Here is a 16,964-nt window from a genome sequence, read left to right as displayed (position 1 = left end):
CCAGGCGATATTGATGGTAAAATAAGGCTAGCTCGTCATCATCTTATCATCTGGGAGGCTTACCGTATGATCCATATCGCAGTTATCCTCATTCTTGTCCTTATCATCGTTCCGCTCGTCTCCTTCTTCGGGTATTTGTACGTCTTATCCAAACGCCCGAAGCATTCGATCATCCGCTCCCACCCTTTCCTCGGCTGGCTTCGGTACATACTCGAAAAGCTTGGCCCGGAGTTCCGCCAATACTGGTTCGATAACGATACGGAAGGCAAACCGTTCTCCCGCGCGGATTTCGTCGGTATCGTCTACGCGGCGAAATACCGTACCGATCTGATTTCCTTCGGCGGCAGGCGCGATTACGAGAAGCCAGGCTATTATTTGTCCAACGCCATGTTCCCGAAGCTGACGAGCGAGCTCAAAGTCGATAACGAGACGCCGGTACCCGGCAAAAAATACGTCATTACGAACGAAGGATTGTTCACCAGGCGGGAAAAGTTCATCGAGGAGCAAGTCAAACCGTGGTTGCTGACGGAGGACGACGCTATCGTTGTGGGCGATCGGAGAAAACAGCCCTGGCGGATTAGAGGCTTGTTCGGCGCCTCGGCGACGTCGTTCGGGGCGGTCGGGGAACATTACATCCAATCGACCGGAAGCGGAGCATTCATGGCGGGCGGTTCATGGATTAATACCGGCGAAGGCGGCGTCGCGGACGTGCACCTCGCTACGGGCGTCGACGTTATTTCGCAGATCGGCCCCGGCCTATTCGGTTTTAGGGACGACACAGGCAAGTTCTCAATTGAGGAATACAAGCGCAAAGCGGCAATCCCTAACATTAAGGCGTTCGAATTGAAATTCCATCAAGGCGCCAAAATCCGCGGAGGGCATCTAGAAGGCGCTAAGGTGACCGAGCCGGTGGCCAGAGCGCGCCTCGTTCCCGTCGGCAAGACGGTCAATTCGCCGAACCGGTTCGAGTTTCTGACTAGCCCGCAGGAAGCGCTGCGCTTCATCGCGTCTTTGCAAGAAGCGGGCGGCAAGCCCGTAGGCATCAAGCTTGTCGTCGGCGATCCGAAACGGCTTGAACCGTTATTTCAAGCGATGCTGGATCTCGCTATATATCCGGACTTCATTACCGTCGACGGCTCGGAAGGCGGCTCCGGCGCTACTTTCAAGGCGATGGCGGACGGCATGGGCTTGCCCTTGTTCGCCGCGCTGGTCATTTTGGACGATACGGCGAGGAAGTTCGGCGTCCGCGACCGCTTCCGGATTTTTGCTTCAGGCAAGCTGATCACGCCGGACAAGGTGGCGATCGCGCTGGCGCTTGGCGCGGATTGCGTCAATTCCGCGCGCGGCTTCATGATGGCGAACGGCTGCATTATGGCGATGCAATGCCATACGGGCAAATGCCCGACCGGCATAACGACGACCGACGCCAAATACCAAGAAGCGCTCGCTCCCGAAGAGAAGCAGTGGCGCGTAATGAACTACATCCTGCAGCTACGCGAAGGCCTGTTCTCCCTGGCTGCCGCTTGCGGGCTGAAAAGTCCGCGCGAGCTAAGTCGCGAGCATGTCGTATTTACGAACGAGAGCGGTCAAAGCGTTAGAATCGTCGATCTATTTCCTTATCCGGACGGCGAGGATGCTCAGCGAACAAGCTGAGTTGATGCATAACGAGAAAAAGGTGATGCCATTAGGGCATCGCCTTTTTCTCGGCTTCTTTCAAACAACGCTCGTAGAGCGACGATTCGGGCGACTCGTGCGCCAGTTTCTCGTAGTAAGGAACGACTTTGTTGCGGAAGTAATAAGGATACGCTCCTTCATCCTTCACAAGCCCCCGCTCCCACCGCCATATATCGATATCGTAGGCTTCCCCCGTATCGTGTACCCATAGCGCGATTTCGCACAATCCGTCTATTCCTCTTGCCCCGGGCATATCCTCTACTTCCAGCTTGCTGTAAAAAATATCGCGCGGCGTCAAGTGAGCGTACATCCCGTGGTTCGCCTGCCACATGTCCAGTTGCGCCCAAATGTCGCCGATTTGCCAGCCGATGAGCAATGCGTTCATTCCCGGGGCGACGATCGGCGCGGCCATCATATTCACGACGCCGTAGCCCGGACCTCTCATGCGCATGACGGTGTGCCAACGTCCGTACGCGAACTTCGCGATCAGCGCGTGCATTCTATCTTTCGATCGATAAGCACCGGCGATTTCCGGTATGCCGTCTCCGTCCAAATCGGCGACCAGCACCGCCGGATGGGGTTGCGGATATTCCAAGCCCGCAAGCTCTTCCCCGGGCGATAAGAGCGAGCTTACGACGCGTATCGCGTACGACTGCGGCAAGCTCTCCATGCGCTTCACCTCTCCCGCTTCGTCTACGCAACAAGTATATGCGCATCCTCGGCGAGGAAAGCCTGGCCTATTTCGACCGTTTTCGCGTCCAGACGACGACTGGAATAAGCAACAGCGAGAGCAAGCTGCCTGCGAAAGATAAAGCAGCATAGCTTGAGTTCGCTACGACGACGCCGGATAGCACGCCTCCGGATGCCCCAGACAAAGCGATCAAAACGTCGATGGTGCCTTGCGTCTTGGCGCGCGTAGCCACGGTAGTGGCGTCGACGATTTGCGCGGTTCCGCTTATCAAACCGAAGTTCCAGCCCAAACCGAGCAGTGCTAACGCAACGATCAGCAGCGGCATCGAATCGGCGGGCGCCATCGCGGCGACAATGCCGGCCGCCAGCAGCGTCGCTCCGGAAGCATACGCCATTGCCGTGCGTCCGATTTTATCGACGAGCATCCCGGTAATCAATGACGGCAAATACATCGCGCAGACATGAATGCTGATGACGAGTCCGACCGCGCTAAGCCCGTGCCCGTGATGCTTCATATGGACGGGCGTCATCGTCATGATCGCGACCATTACGATTTGCGTAAGCACCATTACGGTCGTTCCAACGATAATGCCGCGATTGTCGGCCGGAGACGTTGCGACTTGAGCACCCGATTGCGATGCCGCATTCGCCGTTTGCACTTCGGCAATCGCTCTAGCTACCTTATAAGGATCCGGTCGGAGGAATAGGAACAGCACGAGTCCGGCCATAAAGTAACCCGCCGCGGCCAATAGGAACGGACCGGCTAACGGCGGTACGCCGATCGACTTGGCGAAATGGCCCATCGCGTCTACGAGATTCGGACCGGTAACGGCGCCGAAAGTCGTCGCCACCATAATCATGCTGATGTCTCTGGCTCTCTCGGTCGGCTTTGCCAGGTCGGCTCCGGTATAACGCGCCAGCAAGTTCGTAGCCGTTCCCGCACCGTACACTAGCAAGGACAAGAACAGCATCGGCACGTTATCCCAGACGGCGGACAGCACGATACCGATCGCTCCTACTCCGCCCGTAGCGAAGCCGCCGGCCAATCCTACCCGCCGGCCTAGCCTTTGCGACAATCTTCCGACGAGAAACGCGGCCGCCGCCGAGCCTAAAGTGAACAACGCCGTCGGCACGCCCGCGTAACCGTCAGTCCCGAGCATGTCTTGCGCAAGCAGCGCGCCTACCGTAATGCCGGCGGCTAACCCGGCGCCTCCGAAAATTTGCGATAGGATTACGATCAACAAAGTCCGTCGTTTTAGCTGGCGAAGCAGTTCCGGTGAATCGATATATCGTTGTACGCTAGGTTCCGCATGTTGAATTTTAGACCCATATTCCAATTTTACCGACATGTATATCCCCCTCATCCCGTGAAACGGTTATGGATAACCCTACCATAAGTTCGCACGTTTCGGGAAGGAAAATATTCGGGCGTCGATATGCAAAGAAAACCGCGCATGAACGTTGTTCACGGCGGCTCCCATTAAGTTTACATAATCATACTTACGTATACTAAACGAACAACGCGGTGACGTACATGACGCCAATGCCGATACTCAGACTGGCGAAGTTAAGCCATGAAACCGCGGGCGCACGGGCGATGCCCGACTCGCGCGCGATCATTTTGCCGATGACATAGATGACTTGAACGATCGCCCCGGCTCCGATGCCGAAGAATAAAGCCCCGAGCGTCGCGTTAAAGACGAAGCCCCCGATCCACGTTCCGATAATCGCAGGTCCCCCGCCGAGCAGCGCCAGTAGCAAAAACGTACGCCATGTCGGTCGGTCCTTCAAAAGCGGAGCGGCGATTCCGACCCCTTCGGTTATGTTATGGAGCGTGAAACCGACTATGAGGAAAGTACCGAGCGCCGCTTCCTCGCTTGCGAAGGCTGCTCCGATCGCTAGTCCTTCCCCCAAATTGTGAAGACCGATGCCCGCGGATATTTTGTAGGCGACTTGTTTGCCCGTCCCGTCCCCTTTGCGCGCGTTCGCATGGTCGAGCGCCAACAGAAACAGGAAGCTTAACAACGCTCCGAACCACACTAATGCCGTCCCATGGAAAATCCCCGGTCCTTCCGCGCCAAGCTCGAGCCCCTCTTGGATCGTGTCCACGACGAGGAAAAACAACAAACCGACGGTAAACGCCAATATCGCGCGTATGCCACGTTCCGAAAATTTGCGCATGAACGGGAACCAAAGTAACCCTAGTCCGACCGGGATAACGCCGACATAAAATCCGATAAGCGCATATTGGCCGATGCGGGCTGCGCTAGGCTCAGGCGTCAGCGCGGCTACGGGCACTTCGCCGGAGAAGATAAGCCCGTTCTCCGTAATCATTTTAATCTCATAGGGATCGCCTTCGACCCACCCGTACGGGATGTTGATCGTCGTCTGGCCTAACCTTGCGATCGTGGCGCTCGGCTCGAAGGTCGCGTTCCAGAAAGCATCGTTCACGAGCACTTGGGCGATCGTCGCTTTGTCCGGACCGGAATTGAGCACCTTCATGCTGAACCCCTCGTGCGTCAATACGATCTTCTGCACCTCGAGCGACTCGATCGGTACGACGGACTTCTCCTTAATGCCCGTGCCTATGCTAGTGATCAAATAAATAAGCACGGCTAACAGCAACACCGGCAGAACGCCCCATAACCAGCCGAGACGGATGATCCGCTTTTTCGGCGCAGCCACGACTTCCGTCTGCATCGCTTATTCCCCCTCTCACCGTTTCGCGTCGAAGAAGCCCATCCAGCCAAGCTCCGCGAATTCGCTCTGATGCGCATGAAACATATATTTGCCGGGCTCCGGGAACACGATTTCCAATAGGCCGCGTTGGCCTTGGCATTGCATGACCGTATCCGTGATGATCGGCCTCGCGTCGGGATCCGCCCCCACCTCGTAATAACGGAAAATGTTCGCGTGCAGATGAAAAGAATTAAGAAGATCGAACTCGGTCATATTGCTCAAATAGACGCGCACGAGCTCCCCTACTTTCACTTTTATCGGCCACGATTGATAGGCGAACGCATATCCGTTAACCGTATAAATTTCGTTCTCGCCGTCCATGTCGAGATCGAAGCCGTTCATGACCATGTTCAACTCTCGCGCTTTGGCTCTCGGAGTTTTCGGATCGACGATGAAGTTGCCATATAAGCCCTTATGGATGTGCTTGGATAACGGTGGAATATGGCAATGGTACACGTGCATGCCCGCCGGTTTCGCTTCGAACTCGTAGATGAACTGCGTGCCGGAGACGACAGGCTCGAGTCCGTCCATTCCGGTAGGGTGCACGCCGTGAAAATGGATGGAATGCGGATGCACGGAGCCGTTCCAAAATTTCACGCGGACGATATCGCCTTCCGTACAGCGGATCGTCGGTCCGGGAATCGTTCCGTTGTACGTCCACCCCGGAAACTTAATGCCCTTCGCGATCTCGACTTCCGTGTCCATGGCCACAAGCTCGTATTCGCGGACCGTCTTACCGTCCGCGCGCGTGCTGATTTTGCCGTAATCGAACGTCGTTAATGCTTCAATGGCGGATTCCAAACCCGCCGTCTTAGCCGTTCCCGGTTCGTAGCCATGCATGCTCGCGTGCTTGCTTTGCTCTTGCAGGGCCGCGTGCAGCTCGTGTTTATCCGACGCATCGGCCGTCTTCGAGAACCAAGAGCCGGGTTTCAGAATGCCGCTCCCGAACACGCCAAGAGCGCCTGCCGCTCCCCACTTTAACACTTGTCTTCTTGAGACTAGCTTTTTGTCTTCCGCCAATAGGCTCACCGCCATTCTTGTGCTTAGCAAACGATGTGTCCTTCATTCAATTTTGTTGCTCTGATGCAAAATCGGGTTACCACTACCCTATGCGCCGCATGCGACTTTGTAACACACCTTTTTTGGATGAAAACGAATAAACGCGAAAAAAAGCCGCTCTTGGCGGCTTTTTCACGATCGAACATGATAGGGATTACGATTGCTTCGAAGCTAGATAATAAGATTAGTGCGCTTCCGCTTTGTCGACGTGAACCAAATGCTTGCGTTCGATGAGCAAGAACAGAACGGACAGCAATACGCAGACGCCGCCGACGACGAATGGCGTATGCGGGTTGAACCATTCCGCCAATTTCCCTGCCATGTAAGGCGCGATCGCACCGCCGATAAAGCGAAGGAAGCTGTAAGCCGCGGATGCTGTCGGACGTTCGACCGGCGCGGCGTTCATGACCGCGGTCGTGATCAGCGTGTTGTTGTTACCGAGGAACGCGCCGGAAATAATGACGCACCAGATGATTACGTTTTTGTCCGTCGTCCAGTTAGCCATGACGAGCAATGTAATCGCGAACAACGTCAATTGAATGCACATCGATTTGATCGTGCCGGAACGCTTTTGCAGCCTAGGCGCCATGAAGACGGACGTGAACGCCAGCAACAGTCCCCAGCCTAGGAAGACGTAGCCAAGACCGTGCGTGTCGAGTCCCAAGTGGCTTAGCACCAAGGCCGCGTATACGAGCAACGTGAAGAACCCGAAGTTGTACAAGAACGCCGCGATGCCGAAGTCGCGAAGCGCGCGATGCTTCAAAGCGCGGAACGGATCGAGCAACGAAGCTTTTTTCTTCGGCGCCGATTTTCCGGCTGCTTTATTCGCGGACGGCATCAGCGTCGTCACGAGCAGGAACGCCACAACCATTAGGCTCGCAACACCGTAGAACGGTCCGCGCCAGGAAATCGATCCGAGCTCGCCGCCAAGCAGCGGGCCAACGGAAATGCCGAGTCCAACGGCCACTTCGAACAATATAATCGACTTCGCAACGCCCGTGCGAGACAGCGATACGATGGCCGACAAAGCCGTCGCTACGAACAAAGCATTCCCTAATCCCCAACCTGCGCGAAGCAACACTAGAGCCGTTACGCCGTCGGACATGCCGCCCAACGCGGAGAAGATGGCGATAATGACGATACCGGTTAGTAGCGTCTTCTTTACGCCAATGCGGGTCGAGATAACGCCGGTAATGAGCATTGCGATAGCCATGACGGCATTATAGCTCGTGAACAATAGCGTAACGTCCGCGGCAGTTGCGTGAAACTCCTTGGCGATCTCAGGCAGGATCGGGTCGACTAGACCGAGGCCCATGAAGGCGATAATACAAGCGAACACGATCGCCCATACGGCTTTCGGTTGATCGAACATACTCGTCGTTTCCGGCTGTAAGGGAGAGGCTGGTAATGTTGCTGCTTTTATTGACATATGATAGCGCTCCTTCTAAGTTGTAAATTTGTCGATGGCATCGCACACCCTCTTATAGGCCCGATCTGTCTCGCTGCGGATCTCGTTCATCTTCTCGATTTTGACGTCGATCATCTCAAGCTGCTTGCCGAGCAACTGCTTTACTTCAAGCAGTCTGTCGTGCTTGCGATTGGCGTCCGGATCTTCCATGTACGCTTTGCGAAGGGTCTCGAACTCTTTGCGAATGTTCACGTACTCGATAATTTCCTGCAGCGTGAAACCAAGCACGTCGCGGGCGTTAACGATTTGCTTCAGCCGATCGATATCCTCTCGCGTATAGAGTCGCATGCCGCCGTTGCTTCTTTCCGGCGGGCTAAGCAAGCCGATTTCCTCGTAATAACGAATCGTCCGCTTCGTAACCCCGCTCTCCTTGGCCACGTCGTCGATTTTGAATTTATCCATGGGCTCCTCCTTCCGTCCTCCGCTGATGAACCAACGAGGACTATCATACTCCGAATGAACGTTAACGTCAACGTTAACTTTTGTTCGATCGTCCACTCCGAAGTGAACGAGAATTGCGCTTAGTATGCGTCCGTAATCAGCTTGGCATGCACGGTAAATCTGCCGCCTTCTTCCGTTTTGGAGCAAGTAGACAGCGTCAATATCGTATCGTCGGCGTCTACCGAAATATGCGTATCGTACAAGGAATTCGCTTTTAGTTGTGCCGCGAACGACGCGAACTGCTCATTCCGTTTAAAGTCCGTGCGAATATAGTCATCGTCAACGGTCGTATAGTACGCGGAGAAAATAAGCCATTTGCGATCCCCGTACAGCGTATCGAACGTAATTAGCGGATGTTCCCGATAATAGGCTTCGTCCTTGTATTTCAGCAAGCCTTTGAACATGATTTCGTCCTTCATATAGTGGCCGTAGATGATCCAATGCTTCTGCGCTTCATCGATGCGGTTACGGTAATCCATGAAAATGCTGCCGGTAACGTTGTTGGTTTTATGAAAGTCCTTTTTCAAATAAAAGGCGTTGTCATCCGCTTGCACGACCGGATAATCGATGCTCGTGTCCTCGATTTTCAGCCATCCGACGACATCGTCGTTCGTCTCCAACAACGGTTTGAATCTCTCCTGAATGGGAGGCTTTACTGTGGCATTCGTTCGTTGAACGAGACTTTCCGGCATTGTCGGAGACGCGATCGTCACCGGAATCGAGGGTGCGGCGTCAACCGCTGCTTGCGTCGTCTTTGGAGTCGTTACTGGAGACGTCGTCGCGTTTTCGTATAATGTCCTAGCTTCGTTTATTTGTTGCTTAGACGATCGAGTTTCCGAGTAGTACTCGACTATTTTCACGACCGAGAACACGAATACAACGAGCGCGATTACGCTACCGGCCCAAGCTCCGTATTTTTTCACAAACATGGCGTATCCCCTCCTCCGCCGCGATCCCCTCGTTTCGTCGCAAAAATCCGCATAGACCGTAAGGTTTATGCGGATTTCTATGTGCGATGCGACGAATTAACGGTTTGCTTTTCTTGCTTTGATCGAGAGCATAACGACTGCAGCGCCGGATACCGCGGCAAGCATTACGTACAACGATGTGTTAGACGTGTCGCCGGTTTGCGGGTTAGGCTCAGCTGCCGGTTCAGCCGCCGGTTGATCATCGGTTGCCGCCGCTCCGCCGTCATCGTCCTTCGCAGGCTCCTCTGCGGCTGGAGCGTTTGGCGCCGTATTCGTGAACGTGATCGTATCGATCCAGAGCGAACCGCTAACGTCTTTATGGAAGTTGAAGTGGAACCCTTGGATGTCGCTATCGATGCCGCTGGCGGCCAGATCGATGACAATGTCCTGGTACTCTGTCGTGATCGCCGGTATTTTGTCTCCCGACGGACCTACGAGATCAGAGAACGATTTGTTTGTATTTTTTACGCCTGAAGGGGCCGCATAGTTGAGGTTGAACGCGTCTCCTTCGCCGCCGGCTGCGCCTTTGATGCGGAAGACCAAATATTTGTAGGTGCTGGCATCAATGCCGCCACCCGTGCCGAACCAACCTTCGCTACCGTAAGCGATCTTCAGCGCGTTGCCGTCGATCGCACCATTGCCATCTGCCCAGGCGGCTTTTGAGCCTTCATCGAAAGCTTTCAGATCCGTGCGGTTGTAGTTATCGTACACCAGGTCGCCATCCGCAGCCATCGCGGACAATCCCATAGCCAACGCCAGCATGAATACAAGGACGAACGAAGCGAGTAACTTGCGTGGTTTTACAACGGTTTTCATGAATAAAGGCCTCCTAATATGAGTGTATCAATCGGACATGCTTAACGCCGTTCGGTTATGGATAAACCTAACCTGTCCCCTTCTAGTCGCTCATGATGCCTGTCTTGAAAACGAGTTGTCGCCACCCCCTGCAACGTCGAGAATATTAGCGTTTTGATTGGTGAAATTGGAATATTCTCACTCCTCATACTAAATGTTAAGCGGTCACATGTAGAGTTGCATTTTTACGTTAATCGTGCGTAATTCTATGCAGCTCCGAAAACCCCGCAACGTAAAAAAAAAGCCCGCTCTCAAAGAGCGGGCTTGCTTACGCGTTACGCGGAATGCGCCGTATAGCTCGGCTGCGAATGGCGAATGCGGTTGATCAACTCAGGCATAGCGACGCCGGCGAGCACGAGCGCGATTCCGAACCATTGCAGCGGGCTGACGTATTCGTGCAGCACGGCCGAAGATAGCAATACGGCGACGGGGAGCTCCGCCGCGCCTAGAATGCCGGCCATAGCGCCACCGATGTGCGGCACGCCGTACGTGAACAATACTGGCGGCATGAACGCGCCGAAAAATCCGAGCAACAATCCGAACAGAAGAAGCTGCCCCATGATCGTTCCGTCGAACAAAAATTGCGGCGGGTACAGCGAGAACACGAACAGCATGCCACCCGTAATCATCCATGCGCTGCGCGTAGCCGGCGCCGCATGCGGTACCGCTTTGCCGCTGAACATAATGAACAACGAATAGCTAACCGCCGACAAGAGAGCGAGCGCAACGCCTCGTCCGTCAAGATGCGTAGCTCCCTGCTCCATGACCCCGGCGGCTAGCAACGTTCCGCCGAACAAGACGACAAGCGTCATTAACGTAATCCGATTAGGCTTCTTGCGGCTTCCGATCGCTTGGAACACGACTCCGATCCATGTAAATTGGAACAGTAGCACGATCGCGAGTGAATTCGAAATCGTACGGAGCGATTCGTAATAGAGCAACCCCGTAATCGCCGAAGGCGTACCTGCGGCCAACAACGTTATGCGCTGCTTCCAGGTAAGCCGACCAACCACGCCCGCTTGCTTCACGCGGCGCTCCGCTTTGGAGTTCGACTCGCGACGCTGTTTAATCCCTCTCATCCCGATGGCCAGTGCCCAAGCGAGCACGCATCCGATCATTAACTGACTGCCGACGACTTCACCTAACGTATAGCCACGACCGTATGCTTTGACTACGATCGTAGATAAAATCCCGTAACTGATCGCCCCAAGCAATACGGCTATATTATATTTCATAACGCTGCAGTTCTCCTTCACCTGAATGTCTATGTTGTCGTAACGACAAAAAACTTCCTAACCGCGACACCTGTTCATCCGGAGATGATTCAGGTCTCGTAGTTAGGAAGTAAGGCTTCCCGTAGATACCCCCACCCTGTAGTCGTGAGGTTATACGATTAAAAGTATATTCGGTTCGTTAAGCAACAGGAGCAATATTACGCCAGTCGAATGAAGTTGTCAATAGGAAATACAAACTCCTGAATCGCTTGCCTATTGTTCCGGCAGACGTTTGCGGCCCGCCAATCCGTCGTGCCAGCCATGATAATGCGTCACGCTCTCTTCGCCTTCTTTCCAGCAAATAAGCGCGTCTTCCCCGTCGATGACCGCCGGAAAATCGAGCAAGCCCGGATCGATCATTTTTAGCAGGACACCCGAGCGGGCGAAGTTATCGATCAACAGCTGCGCTTCCATGCGCATGAAATCGATCCGGCTTTCCATTACGAAAAATGGATCATTGTCTAGCATGTTGTAGGGCGTAACAGCATGCGCGCTCTTCACGCGCTGCAATTCGTCTTGCTGCTTCTCGATTTCGTTGACAGTATCTCGAAGCTTGGCCAATTGTTCCCGAAGCTGCGGCAATAACGCGTTCGCTTCGCTTGGCGTGAATAAACGATGGCTCACTTGTCGTTCCTCCCGCTACGATTATCGTTGGTCGCTTACGATCCAGCGTCCGCCGTCCCATGCGACAACATCGCCCGGACGGAGCCTCGAATCGCATTTAGCCGAAGGTACCCCAAGCGGCTTCCCTTCGACCTCGATTCGCACTAGATCCTGTTCGATCGATACGACGGTCCCTATTCTGCGAATTTGACAACGGCTGCCTTCGTCCACGTTCACGGCGTTCATCCTCTAAGTGAAAATGGCGTTGCCGGTAAGCAACCCGAGCGCTGTGCGCATCTTATCTTCGTAGGCTTTGTCTCCGCTCGTGCTAAGCAGCTTGACGTTGCCGTTGCCTTGGCCTTCTCCGATGCCGTAACGATGCAGCATCGCGGCTAACCGTCTGACCGTGCCCGCGCTTCCATCGACGATGCCGATGTGCGGCGGAAGAGCTTCCCGAAGAATATCGGCGTAGAACGGATAGTGCGTGCAGCCAAGCACGACGATGCCGTAATCGCTAAGACGGTACGGCGCAAGCTTCGCTTTGAAATATTCGGTTATAACGCGTTTATCGAATTGGAGCGCTTCGCAATAGGCGACGAGCTCGGGCAACGGCAGCGAATCTACGATGCCTTGCTCGTCGACTCTGGATACGAGCGCGTAATACTTCTCTTGCTGTAACGTAAGCTGCGTCGCGAACACGAGCACCCGCTTGCCGGTCGCCCTATTCATCTCGACAGCCGGCTTCACGGCGGGCTCCATGCCGATGATCGGAATGGCGTACATATCGCGCAGCTCGTTAACGGCGATGCTCGTCGCCGTGTTGCAAGCGATAACAAGCGCATCGATATGATATTGCATCAACATCTCGATCGACTCGAAGATGTAGGTTTTCACGTCCTCGCTCGATTTCGTTCCGTAAGGAACGTGAAGCGTATCCGCGATATAAATATAGTCTTCGTTCGGCAGCTTGCGCAGCGCCTCGGACAGCACCGTAAGTCCGCCGATGCCGGAGTCGAAAAACCCGATCGTCATAGCTATCGATTCCTTAATGTTAGTAGTGAGGGATAACGCTAGCATAACGCGAACAACGTCAATCTAGCAAGGATTGCCGCTTCCAGAGGCCAGCCGTGAACCACCCTAGCTCCGATGCACTTTACCACAATACTTTGCGTACATGCGATTGGTGCACCCATTTTCCCCATTATACGTCATAGATCCGCATGGAGGAAATGGTTTAAGCGGTAAGCAGAAATAATAAAAAGACAAAAAACCAACCTGCAGCGGGTTGGTCGATCTTCATATAATCTGCCCGATAATGTCGGCCGTCTCGCTCGCTTGAGTCTGTAGTCGCGACTTGGGCCATACGCAATCGGGATTCAACAGATCCTGCTCGATCAAACCGAGCATCCATAAGGAGAATACGCCGGCGAACAACCTGTATTCTAGCTCGAATGTTATCCGATCTACAGGCAAGCCAAGCCGTTCCGACTCGTCATAATAAGCACGAAGCAGCGTTTCGCGCCACTCAGGCGATACGGATCTCGGATATAGCGGATGCGTAAGATCGATGAGATGAAACAGATCCCAGTAACGCACGTTAAGGTGCGCATGCTCCCAATCGAGTACGTACGTCTGCCCGTTCACGCACGCGTAATTGCCGACGTGCAAATCTCCATGGCTTAATACGGGCGCGTCCGTTAATCGCGTCTCCTCGATCTCGCGATAGAACCTGGCAAGCCGGCTTCTATCTATGCCATGTTTGTCGGCCATCCCCGTAAGCAACCGTTGCATTGCAAGCACTTCATTAGCCATCTGATCGTACGTCGGCTTAAGCCCGCATAGCGAAGCAAGCCGCCCTGGCTCCGTAGCATAGTTATGCCAATACGCGACGTATCGCACGACTCGTAGCGCCAACGACAAGTCGTAATTGTGCGTCAGCGCGCCTAAATCTTCAAACCACAGCGACTCGACCGCTTCTCCCCCTGCAACGGGACTCTCGAGAAGTCGCGGGTAGTGCACGGGCAACCCGCTTAGCACGTTCTCGTAAATCCAACGCTCGGCGGAGTCGGCCGGCACGGGTTTGCGGATGAAACGACGCCCGTCGGGCGCGCGGATCCGTGAAACGTTCCTTCCGTCCATCGCGACGTAGACGGACTCCTCCAACCAGCCTTGCGGCAATCGCACGACATGTCCCCCTCAAGGCGCATGATATGCGATTATTGTATCATAACAGCTTATAGTCGCTCGACATGATGTTCTTGACATGGCTGGACCATCTCGAATTTGCCGGACAATACTTGCTCGCGACTTTCTCGACGGTCGTATAGCCTTGATCTACGTATTTGTCAGCGATAAGTTGTCCGAATTTCTCGATACAGTCCGCCTTGGAGTCAAAGCTAAGCGCCTTGTTGTATGCGTCGCCCGCGATCGCGTTCAAACCGAACAAGTTGTTTTTCTTCTTCGCGAGACGGCTCTCTCCGTTACCGCTCTCGAGCTTCATGACCGCAATCGTGAAATAGGCATTGATGCCGTATTCCGCTTCTACGTCCAAAATCGCCTTTTCCAGCCCTTGATCGGCCAGATCGGTACCTTCGAGTATAGCCCCGATATCGGACTCGGTTAGACCGGAATCGGATATGACTTTCGAGGATGGCTTATTCGGTTCGCTGTCGTCCGCAATCGGTTCCGAAATCTGATCTGAACCCTGTTCCGAGTTCGGTTCCGAGAGCGAAGCGATTCTAACGACATCGTCTTTGAGAAGCTTAGCGTAACCGCCATGCACATAGCCGCCATCCTTCAGCTTTAGCCATCCGTTGTCGGTCGTGAGCAGCACGTAGATGATCGTGCCTTGTTCGAGCACGTTAATGATTTTGGCTTTGGAATACGGCTGTTCTCGTACGTTAAGGTAAAAGGCCGTCGTTTCGTATGTAAGCCATTTGATCTCTTCTTTGGGAGCCGGCGGTACGGGCGCCTTCTCGCTTACGACTATCGTCGCCGGCGTAGGCACAGGCGGTTCGGGAGGCGAACCGGAGGAGGAGGCTTGAACCGCGTTCATAAGCGTTGCCGGCTGCAGAGGAAGTACCGGCGCGGACGCCATGGGCGATTTCGTTTGCGGTGACGGGGGTTGAACGTGGCTCGGCGAGGGCGTCTGGTTGACGTCGTTAACGGATGGCGGAGAAGCAGTCGTCTCAGGAGCGGACGCGGCGTTCGCATGATCGAAGATCGAAGCCACTAAGTAAAAAGCCAGGCACAAAAGCAATATGACGCTTATGAGATAAGCGAGCCATTGACGATGTTCACTGTGCAATCTTACCACCTCTTCGCTTTAAGGTTACCAAGATTGTACCCATAAGCGGCTGAAAAGCGTGTCAAACGGTCTGAGGCGATTGTCTGTTAATTTGTCGTAACCAAATAAAAAACCCGCGCAGAGCGCGGATTGGTCGTAAAAAGATTGTGCAGTTTTGTCGTCGATTTCGCAGATTAGAAAGATTAGAAGCTAAGATTGCACTTCGGTAAGCTCCATCGCACGGTTTTTGACCCGTGAATTCTCTGCAGCCTGGCTAAGTAAATCCGATATTTTGACGCTATTGCGAATGTTTTTGAGCGTGTACGTAGGCGAGCTCGTGTCCGTCGATAAGATCGTAATATCTCCGAAATTCATCATTCGCTCGAGCAAATTCCGCTTAAGCGAGATGTCCCGGATCCGATACAGTTGAATTTCCTCGCGCCGTTTCGTGAAGAGGCCCCTCTCGACGATCAATCGGCGGTCCGTCAGCTGATAGCGGGTAAAAGTCGGGATTCCATAATTAAAAGGTTTGCCTTCCCACAGAACGTCTTCGTTCAACATCGCGGCATCTCTCCTCGGAAACGGATCATTACCCCTCTATTGTACACGACATCCATAAGGGAGGACATCCTAAAATTGTCAAATATACTTCGTGCTTTTTACCTTAGAATGCTCGAGCAAATAAGCGAAATCGTTCTCGTTCCGCTTCTGTTCGGCCAGTCGCGCCGCTTCCGCTTCCGCGCGTTTTGCTTCTTGCTTCGCGGCTTCCGCTTGCTTCATCGCTTCCGCTTGTTGCTTCAGCTTTGCGATCGTATCCGCGCCGAGCAAGTCGCGCAAGGTCGCCGGCTTATCCGCCCCGTTCTCGGACGTCTGCCGCTGTTGATGCTGGTTGTTTTTTCTCTTGTTGCCCATGTGCATTCTCCTTAAGCTAATCTAGTTCTATTGTAGAGGAATCTCCGTCCGAACACTAGGAGGAGGTCCCGAACGGTTTGCCGTAACGTTCGACGACCTCCCTGAACCGTTCCGGATAATCGGTATGGATGCCGTCCACTCCCCAACGCATCGCCTTCTCCATGTTTCCATGGAAATTAACCGTATACGGATAGATCAGCAGTCCGGCCTTCTTCACCTTGCGGACGTAAGCTTCGTCGATTTTGCCGAAATTCGGGCCGATGCCGTTCGCATATCGTTTAATGTCATTAATCTTCTCGCGAGAAATCGTCGAAGGATGGTTGTACCATAGCAACTGGAACAGCTTGACATCCGAATTCCATTCGCGAATTTTCCTCAAGCTCTTCTTGCTGAACGATTGAACGGCTATGCGATCGGTTAGCTTGAACTCTTGCACGAGCGCCCACATTTTCTCCTCGAGCCCCGGATTATCGTCCGGCGACTTCGTCTCCAGCATATACATCGTCCTGTCGCCGATCTGCTCGAACACTTCGCGAAGCGTGGGTACTTTCTCGTATTTGAATTCCTCGCGCGCGAACATCGGATACTTCTCGTTAAACCAAGATCCGGCGTCCAGCGCCTTGATTTCGGCAAGCGTCATCCGTCTGATGGCGCCTTTGCCGTTCGTCGTCCGGTTCACCGTCGGGTCGTGCATGACGACGATTTCCCCGTCCTTCGTCATTTGCAGATCGAGCTCCAAATAATCCACGTTCATCCCCACGCCGAGCCAATAAGCGGCAAGCGTGCTTTCCGGCGCGTATCCCGAAGCTCCTCTATGGCCTATCGTCGTGAATGCGATACCGCCGGGCGACATTAGACTGACAGGAATCGGCTGCTTACCGGATACTTGCGGCATCGTGGGTGCCGATAAGAGAAGTCCAAACGTGAATGTAAGCAATCCGTACAACCGGAATCGCTTCTGCTCGATCTTGTTCATCCTGTCCCTCCTGCTGTCT

The 16,964-nt window shown here is 54.0% G+C and carries 18 protein-coding genes; 1 reads left to right on the top strand and 17 read right to left on the bottom strand.

All coding sequences use genetic code 11. The annotated features are described in order from the left end of the window. Positions 1-66: 66 nt before the first annotated feature. Positions 67-1,653 carry a glutamate synthase-related protein gene (locus tag ACFPQ4_RS12410; RefSeq protein WP_378112171.1) on the top strand — a complete coding sequence of 529 codons (1,587 nt, stop codon included), beginning with the start codon at positions 67-69 and terminating at the stop codon, positions 1,651-1,653. Between the two features lie 31 nt (positions 1,654-1,684). On the opposite strand, the gene ACFPQ4_RS12405 is transcribed toward ACFPQ4_RS12410, so the two are convergent. The 17 genes from ACFPQ4_RS12405 to ACFPQ4_RS12325 all read right to left on the bottom strand — a co-directional run bounded on the left by ACFPQ4_RS12405 (position 1,685) and on the right by ACFPQ4_RS12325 (position 16,945). Beyond that, on the bottom strand, positions 1,685-2,344 hold the full coding sequence (locus ACFPQ4_RS12405; protein ID WP_378112170.1) for a hypothetical protein: 660 nt from the start codon (positions 2,342-2,344) through the stop codon (positions 1,685-1,687). 67 nt (positions 2,345-2,411) lie between these two features. Next, positions 2,412-3,713, bottom strand: a complete 1,302-nt coding sequence (locus ACFPQ4_RS12400) for an MFS transporter (RefSeq protein ID WP_378112169.1) — start codon at positions 3,711-3,713, stop codon at positions 2,412-2,414. Positions 3,714-3,873: 160 nt separating this feature from the next. Continuing rightward, positions 3,874-5,064, bottom strand: coding sequence for a ZIP family metal transporter (locus ACFPQ4_RS12395; protein WP_378112168.1), 1,191 nt, complete (start codon positions 5,062-5,064; stop codon positions 3,874-3,876). A gap of 15 nt (positions 5,065-5,079) precedes the next feature. Continuing rightward, positions 5,080-6,123 carry a multicopper oxidase domain-containing protein gene (locus ACFPQ4_RS12390; RefSeq protein ID WP_378112167.1) on the bottom strand — a complete coding sequence of 348 codons (1,044 nt, stop codon included), beginning with the start codon at positions 6,121-6,123 and terminating at the stop codon, positions 5,080-5,082. A 223-nt stretch (positions 6,124-6,346) separates the two neighbouring features. After that, positions 6,347-7,591 (bottom strand): MFS transporter, encoded by a 1,245-nt coding sequence (locus ACFPQ4_RS12385; RefSeq protein WP_378112166.1) that lies wholly within the window; start codon positions 7,589-7,591, stop codon positions 6,347-6,349. Between the two features lie 15 nt (positions 7,592-7,606). Next, positions 7,607-8,032, bottom strand: coding sequence for a helix-turn-helix domain-containing protein (locus ACFPQ4_RS12380; protein WP_378112165.1), 426 nt, complete (start codon positions 8,030-8,032; stop codon positions 7,607-7,609). A gap of 119 nt (positions 8,033-8,151) precedes the next feature. Beyond that, positions 8,152-9,000 (bottom strand): class B sortase, encoded by an 849-nt coding sequence (srtB, locus tag ACFPQ4_RS12375; RefSeq protein WP_378112164.1) that lies wholly within the window; start codon positions 8,998-9,000, stop codon positions 8,152-8,154. 96 nt (positions 9,001-9,096) lie between these two features. Beyond that, positions 9,097-9,855 carry a sortase B protein-sorting domain-containing protein gene (locus ACFPQ4_RS12370; protein ID WP_378112163.1) on the bottom strand — a complete coding sequence of 253 codons (759 nt, stop codon included), beginning with the start codon at positions 9,853-9,855 and terminating at the stop codon, positions 9,097-9,099. Between the two features lie 314 nt (positions 9,856-10,169). After that, positions 10,170-11,129 (bottom strand): EamA family transporter, encoded by a 960-nt coding sequence (locus ACFPQ4_RS12365; RefSeq protein WP_378112162.1) that lies wholly within the window; start codon positions 11,127-11,129, stop codon positions 10,170-10,172. 252 nt (positions 11,130-11,381) lie between these two features. Next, complete coding sequence (locus ACFPQ4_RS12360; RefSeq protein WP_378112161.1) at positions 11,382-11,792, bottom strand: DUF2203 domain-containing protein; 411 nt, start codon at positions 11,790-11,792, stop codon at positions 11,382-11,384. Positions 11,793-11,813: 21 nt separating this feature from the next. Further along, positions 11,814-12,008: a hypothetical protein gene (locus ACFPQ4_RS12355; RefSeq protein WP_378112160.1), complete on the bottom strand. Its 195-nt coding sequence runs from the start codon at positions 12,006-12,008 to the stop codon at positions 11,814-11,816. A 12-nt stretch (positions 12,009-12,020) separates the two neighbouring features. Beyond that, positions 12,021-12,803, bottom strand: a complete 783-nt coding sequence (murI, locus tag ACFPQ4_RS12350) for a glutamate racemase (RefSeq protein WP_378112159.1) — start codon at positions 12,801-12,803, stop codon at positions 12,021-12,023. Between the two features lie 264 nt (positions 12,804-13,067). After that, complete coding sequence (locus ACFPQ4_RS12345; protein ID WP_378112158.1) at positions 13,068-13,955, bottom strand: phosphotransferase family protein; 888 nt, start codon at positions 13,953-13,955, stop codon at positions 13,068-13,070. A gap of 40 nt (positions 13,956-13,995) precedes the next feature. Beyond that, positions 13,996-15,078: a glucosaminidase domain-containing protein gene (locus tag ACFPQ4_RS12340; protein WP_378112157.1), complete on the bottom strand. Its 1,083-nt coding sequence runs from the start codon at positions 15,076-15,078 to the stop codon at positions 13,996-13,998. A 189-nt stretch (positions 15,079-15,267) separates the two neighbouring features. After that, entirely contained in the window at positions 15,268-15,618 is a 351-nt protein-coding gene (locus ACFPQ4_RS12335) for a PH domain-containing protein (RefSeq protein WP_378112156.1), read from the bottom strand. Between the two features lie 78 nt (positions 15,619-15,696). Further along, positions 15,697-15,969 (bottom strand): DUF3886 domain-containing protein, encoded by a 273-nt coding sequence (locus ACFPQ4_RS12330; RefSeq protein ID WP_378112155.1) that lies wholly within the window; start codon positions 15,967-15,969, stop codon positions 15,697-15,699. Positions 15,970-16,024: 55 nt separating this feature from the next. Then, positions 16,025-16,945 (bottom strand): glycerophosphodiester phosphodiesterase, encoded by a 921-nt coding sequence (locus ACFPQ4_RS12325; RefSeq protein ID WP_378112154.1) that lies wholly within the window; start codon positions 16,943-16,945, stop codon positions 16,025-16,027. Between the last annotated feature and the right edge of the window lie 19 nt (positions 16,946-16,964).

Origin of the sequence: Cohnella yongneupensis, from assembly GCF_042655785.1 — a bacterium.
Taxonomy (GTDB): Bacteria; Bacillota; Bacilli; order Paenibacillales; family Paenibacillaceae; genus Cohnella; species Cohnella yongneupensis.
This window is presented reverse-complemented; position numbering and strand designations above follow the sequence as displayed.

Coding starts and splice junctions, on each gene's coding strand:
- ACFPQ4_RS12410 (WP_378112171.1), top strand. CDS start 67: ATGATCCATATCGCAGTTATCCTCATTCTTGTCCTTATCATCGTTCCG.
- ACFPQ4_RS12405 (WP_378112170.1), bottom strand. CDS start 2,344: ATGGAGAGCTTGCCGCAGTCGTACGCGATACGCGTCGTAAGCTCGCTC.
- ACFPQ4_RS12400 (WP_378112169.1), bottom strand. CDS start 3,713: ATGTCGGTAAAATTGGAATATGGGTCTAAAATTCAACATGCGGAACCT.
- ACFPQ4_RS12395 (WP_378112168.1), bottom strand. CDS start 5,064: ATGCAGACGGAAGTCGTGGCTGCGCCGAAAAAGCGGATCATCCGTCTC.
- ACFPQ4_RS12385 (WP_378112166.1), bottom strand. CDS start 7,591: ATGTCAATAAAAGCAGCAACATTACCAGCCTCTCCCTTACAGCCGGAA.
- ACFPQ4_RS12380 (WP_378112165.1), bottom strand. CDS start 8,032: ATGGATAAATTCAAAATCGACGACGTGGCCAAGGAGAGCGGGGTTACG.
- srtB (WP_378112164.1), bottom strand. CDS start 9,000: ATGTTTGTGAAAAAATACGGAGCTTGGGCCGGTAGCGTAATCGCGCTC.
- ACFPQ4_RS12370 (WP_378112163.1), bottom strand. CDS start 9,855: ATGAAAACCGTTGTAAAACCACGCAAGTTACTCGCTTCGTTCGTCCTT.
- ACFPQ4_RS12365 (WP_378112162.1), bottom strand. CDS start 11,129: ATGAAATATAATATAGCCGTATTGCTTGGGGCGATCAGTTACGGGATT.
- murI (WP_378112159.1), bottom strand. CDS start 12,803: ATGACGATCGGGTTTTTCGACTCCGGCATCGGCGGACTTACGGTGCTG.
- ACFPQ4_RS12335 (WP_378112156.1), bottom strand. CDS start 15,618: ATGTTGAACGAAGACGTTCTGTGGGAAGGCAAACCTTTTAATTATGGA.
- ACFPQ4_RS12330 (WP_378112155.1), bottom strand. CDS start 15,969: ATGGGCAACAAGAGAAAAAACAACCAGCATCAACAGCGGCAGACGTCC.
- ACFPQ4_RS12325 (WP_378112154.1), bottom strand. CDS start 16,945: ATGAACAAGATCGAGCAGAAGCGATTCCGGTTGTACGGATTGCTTACA.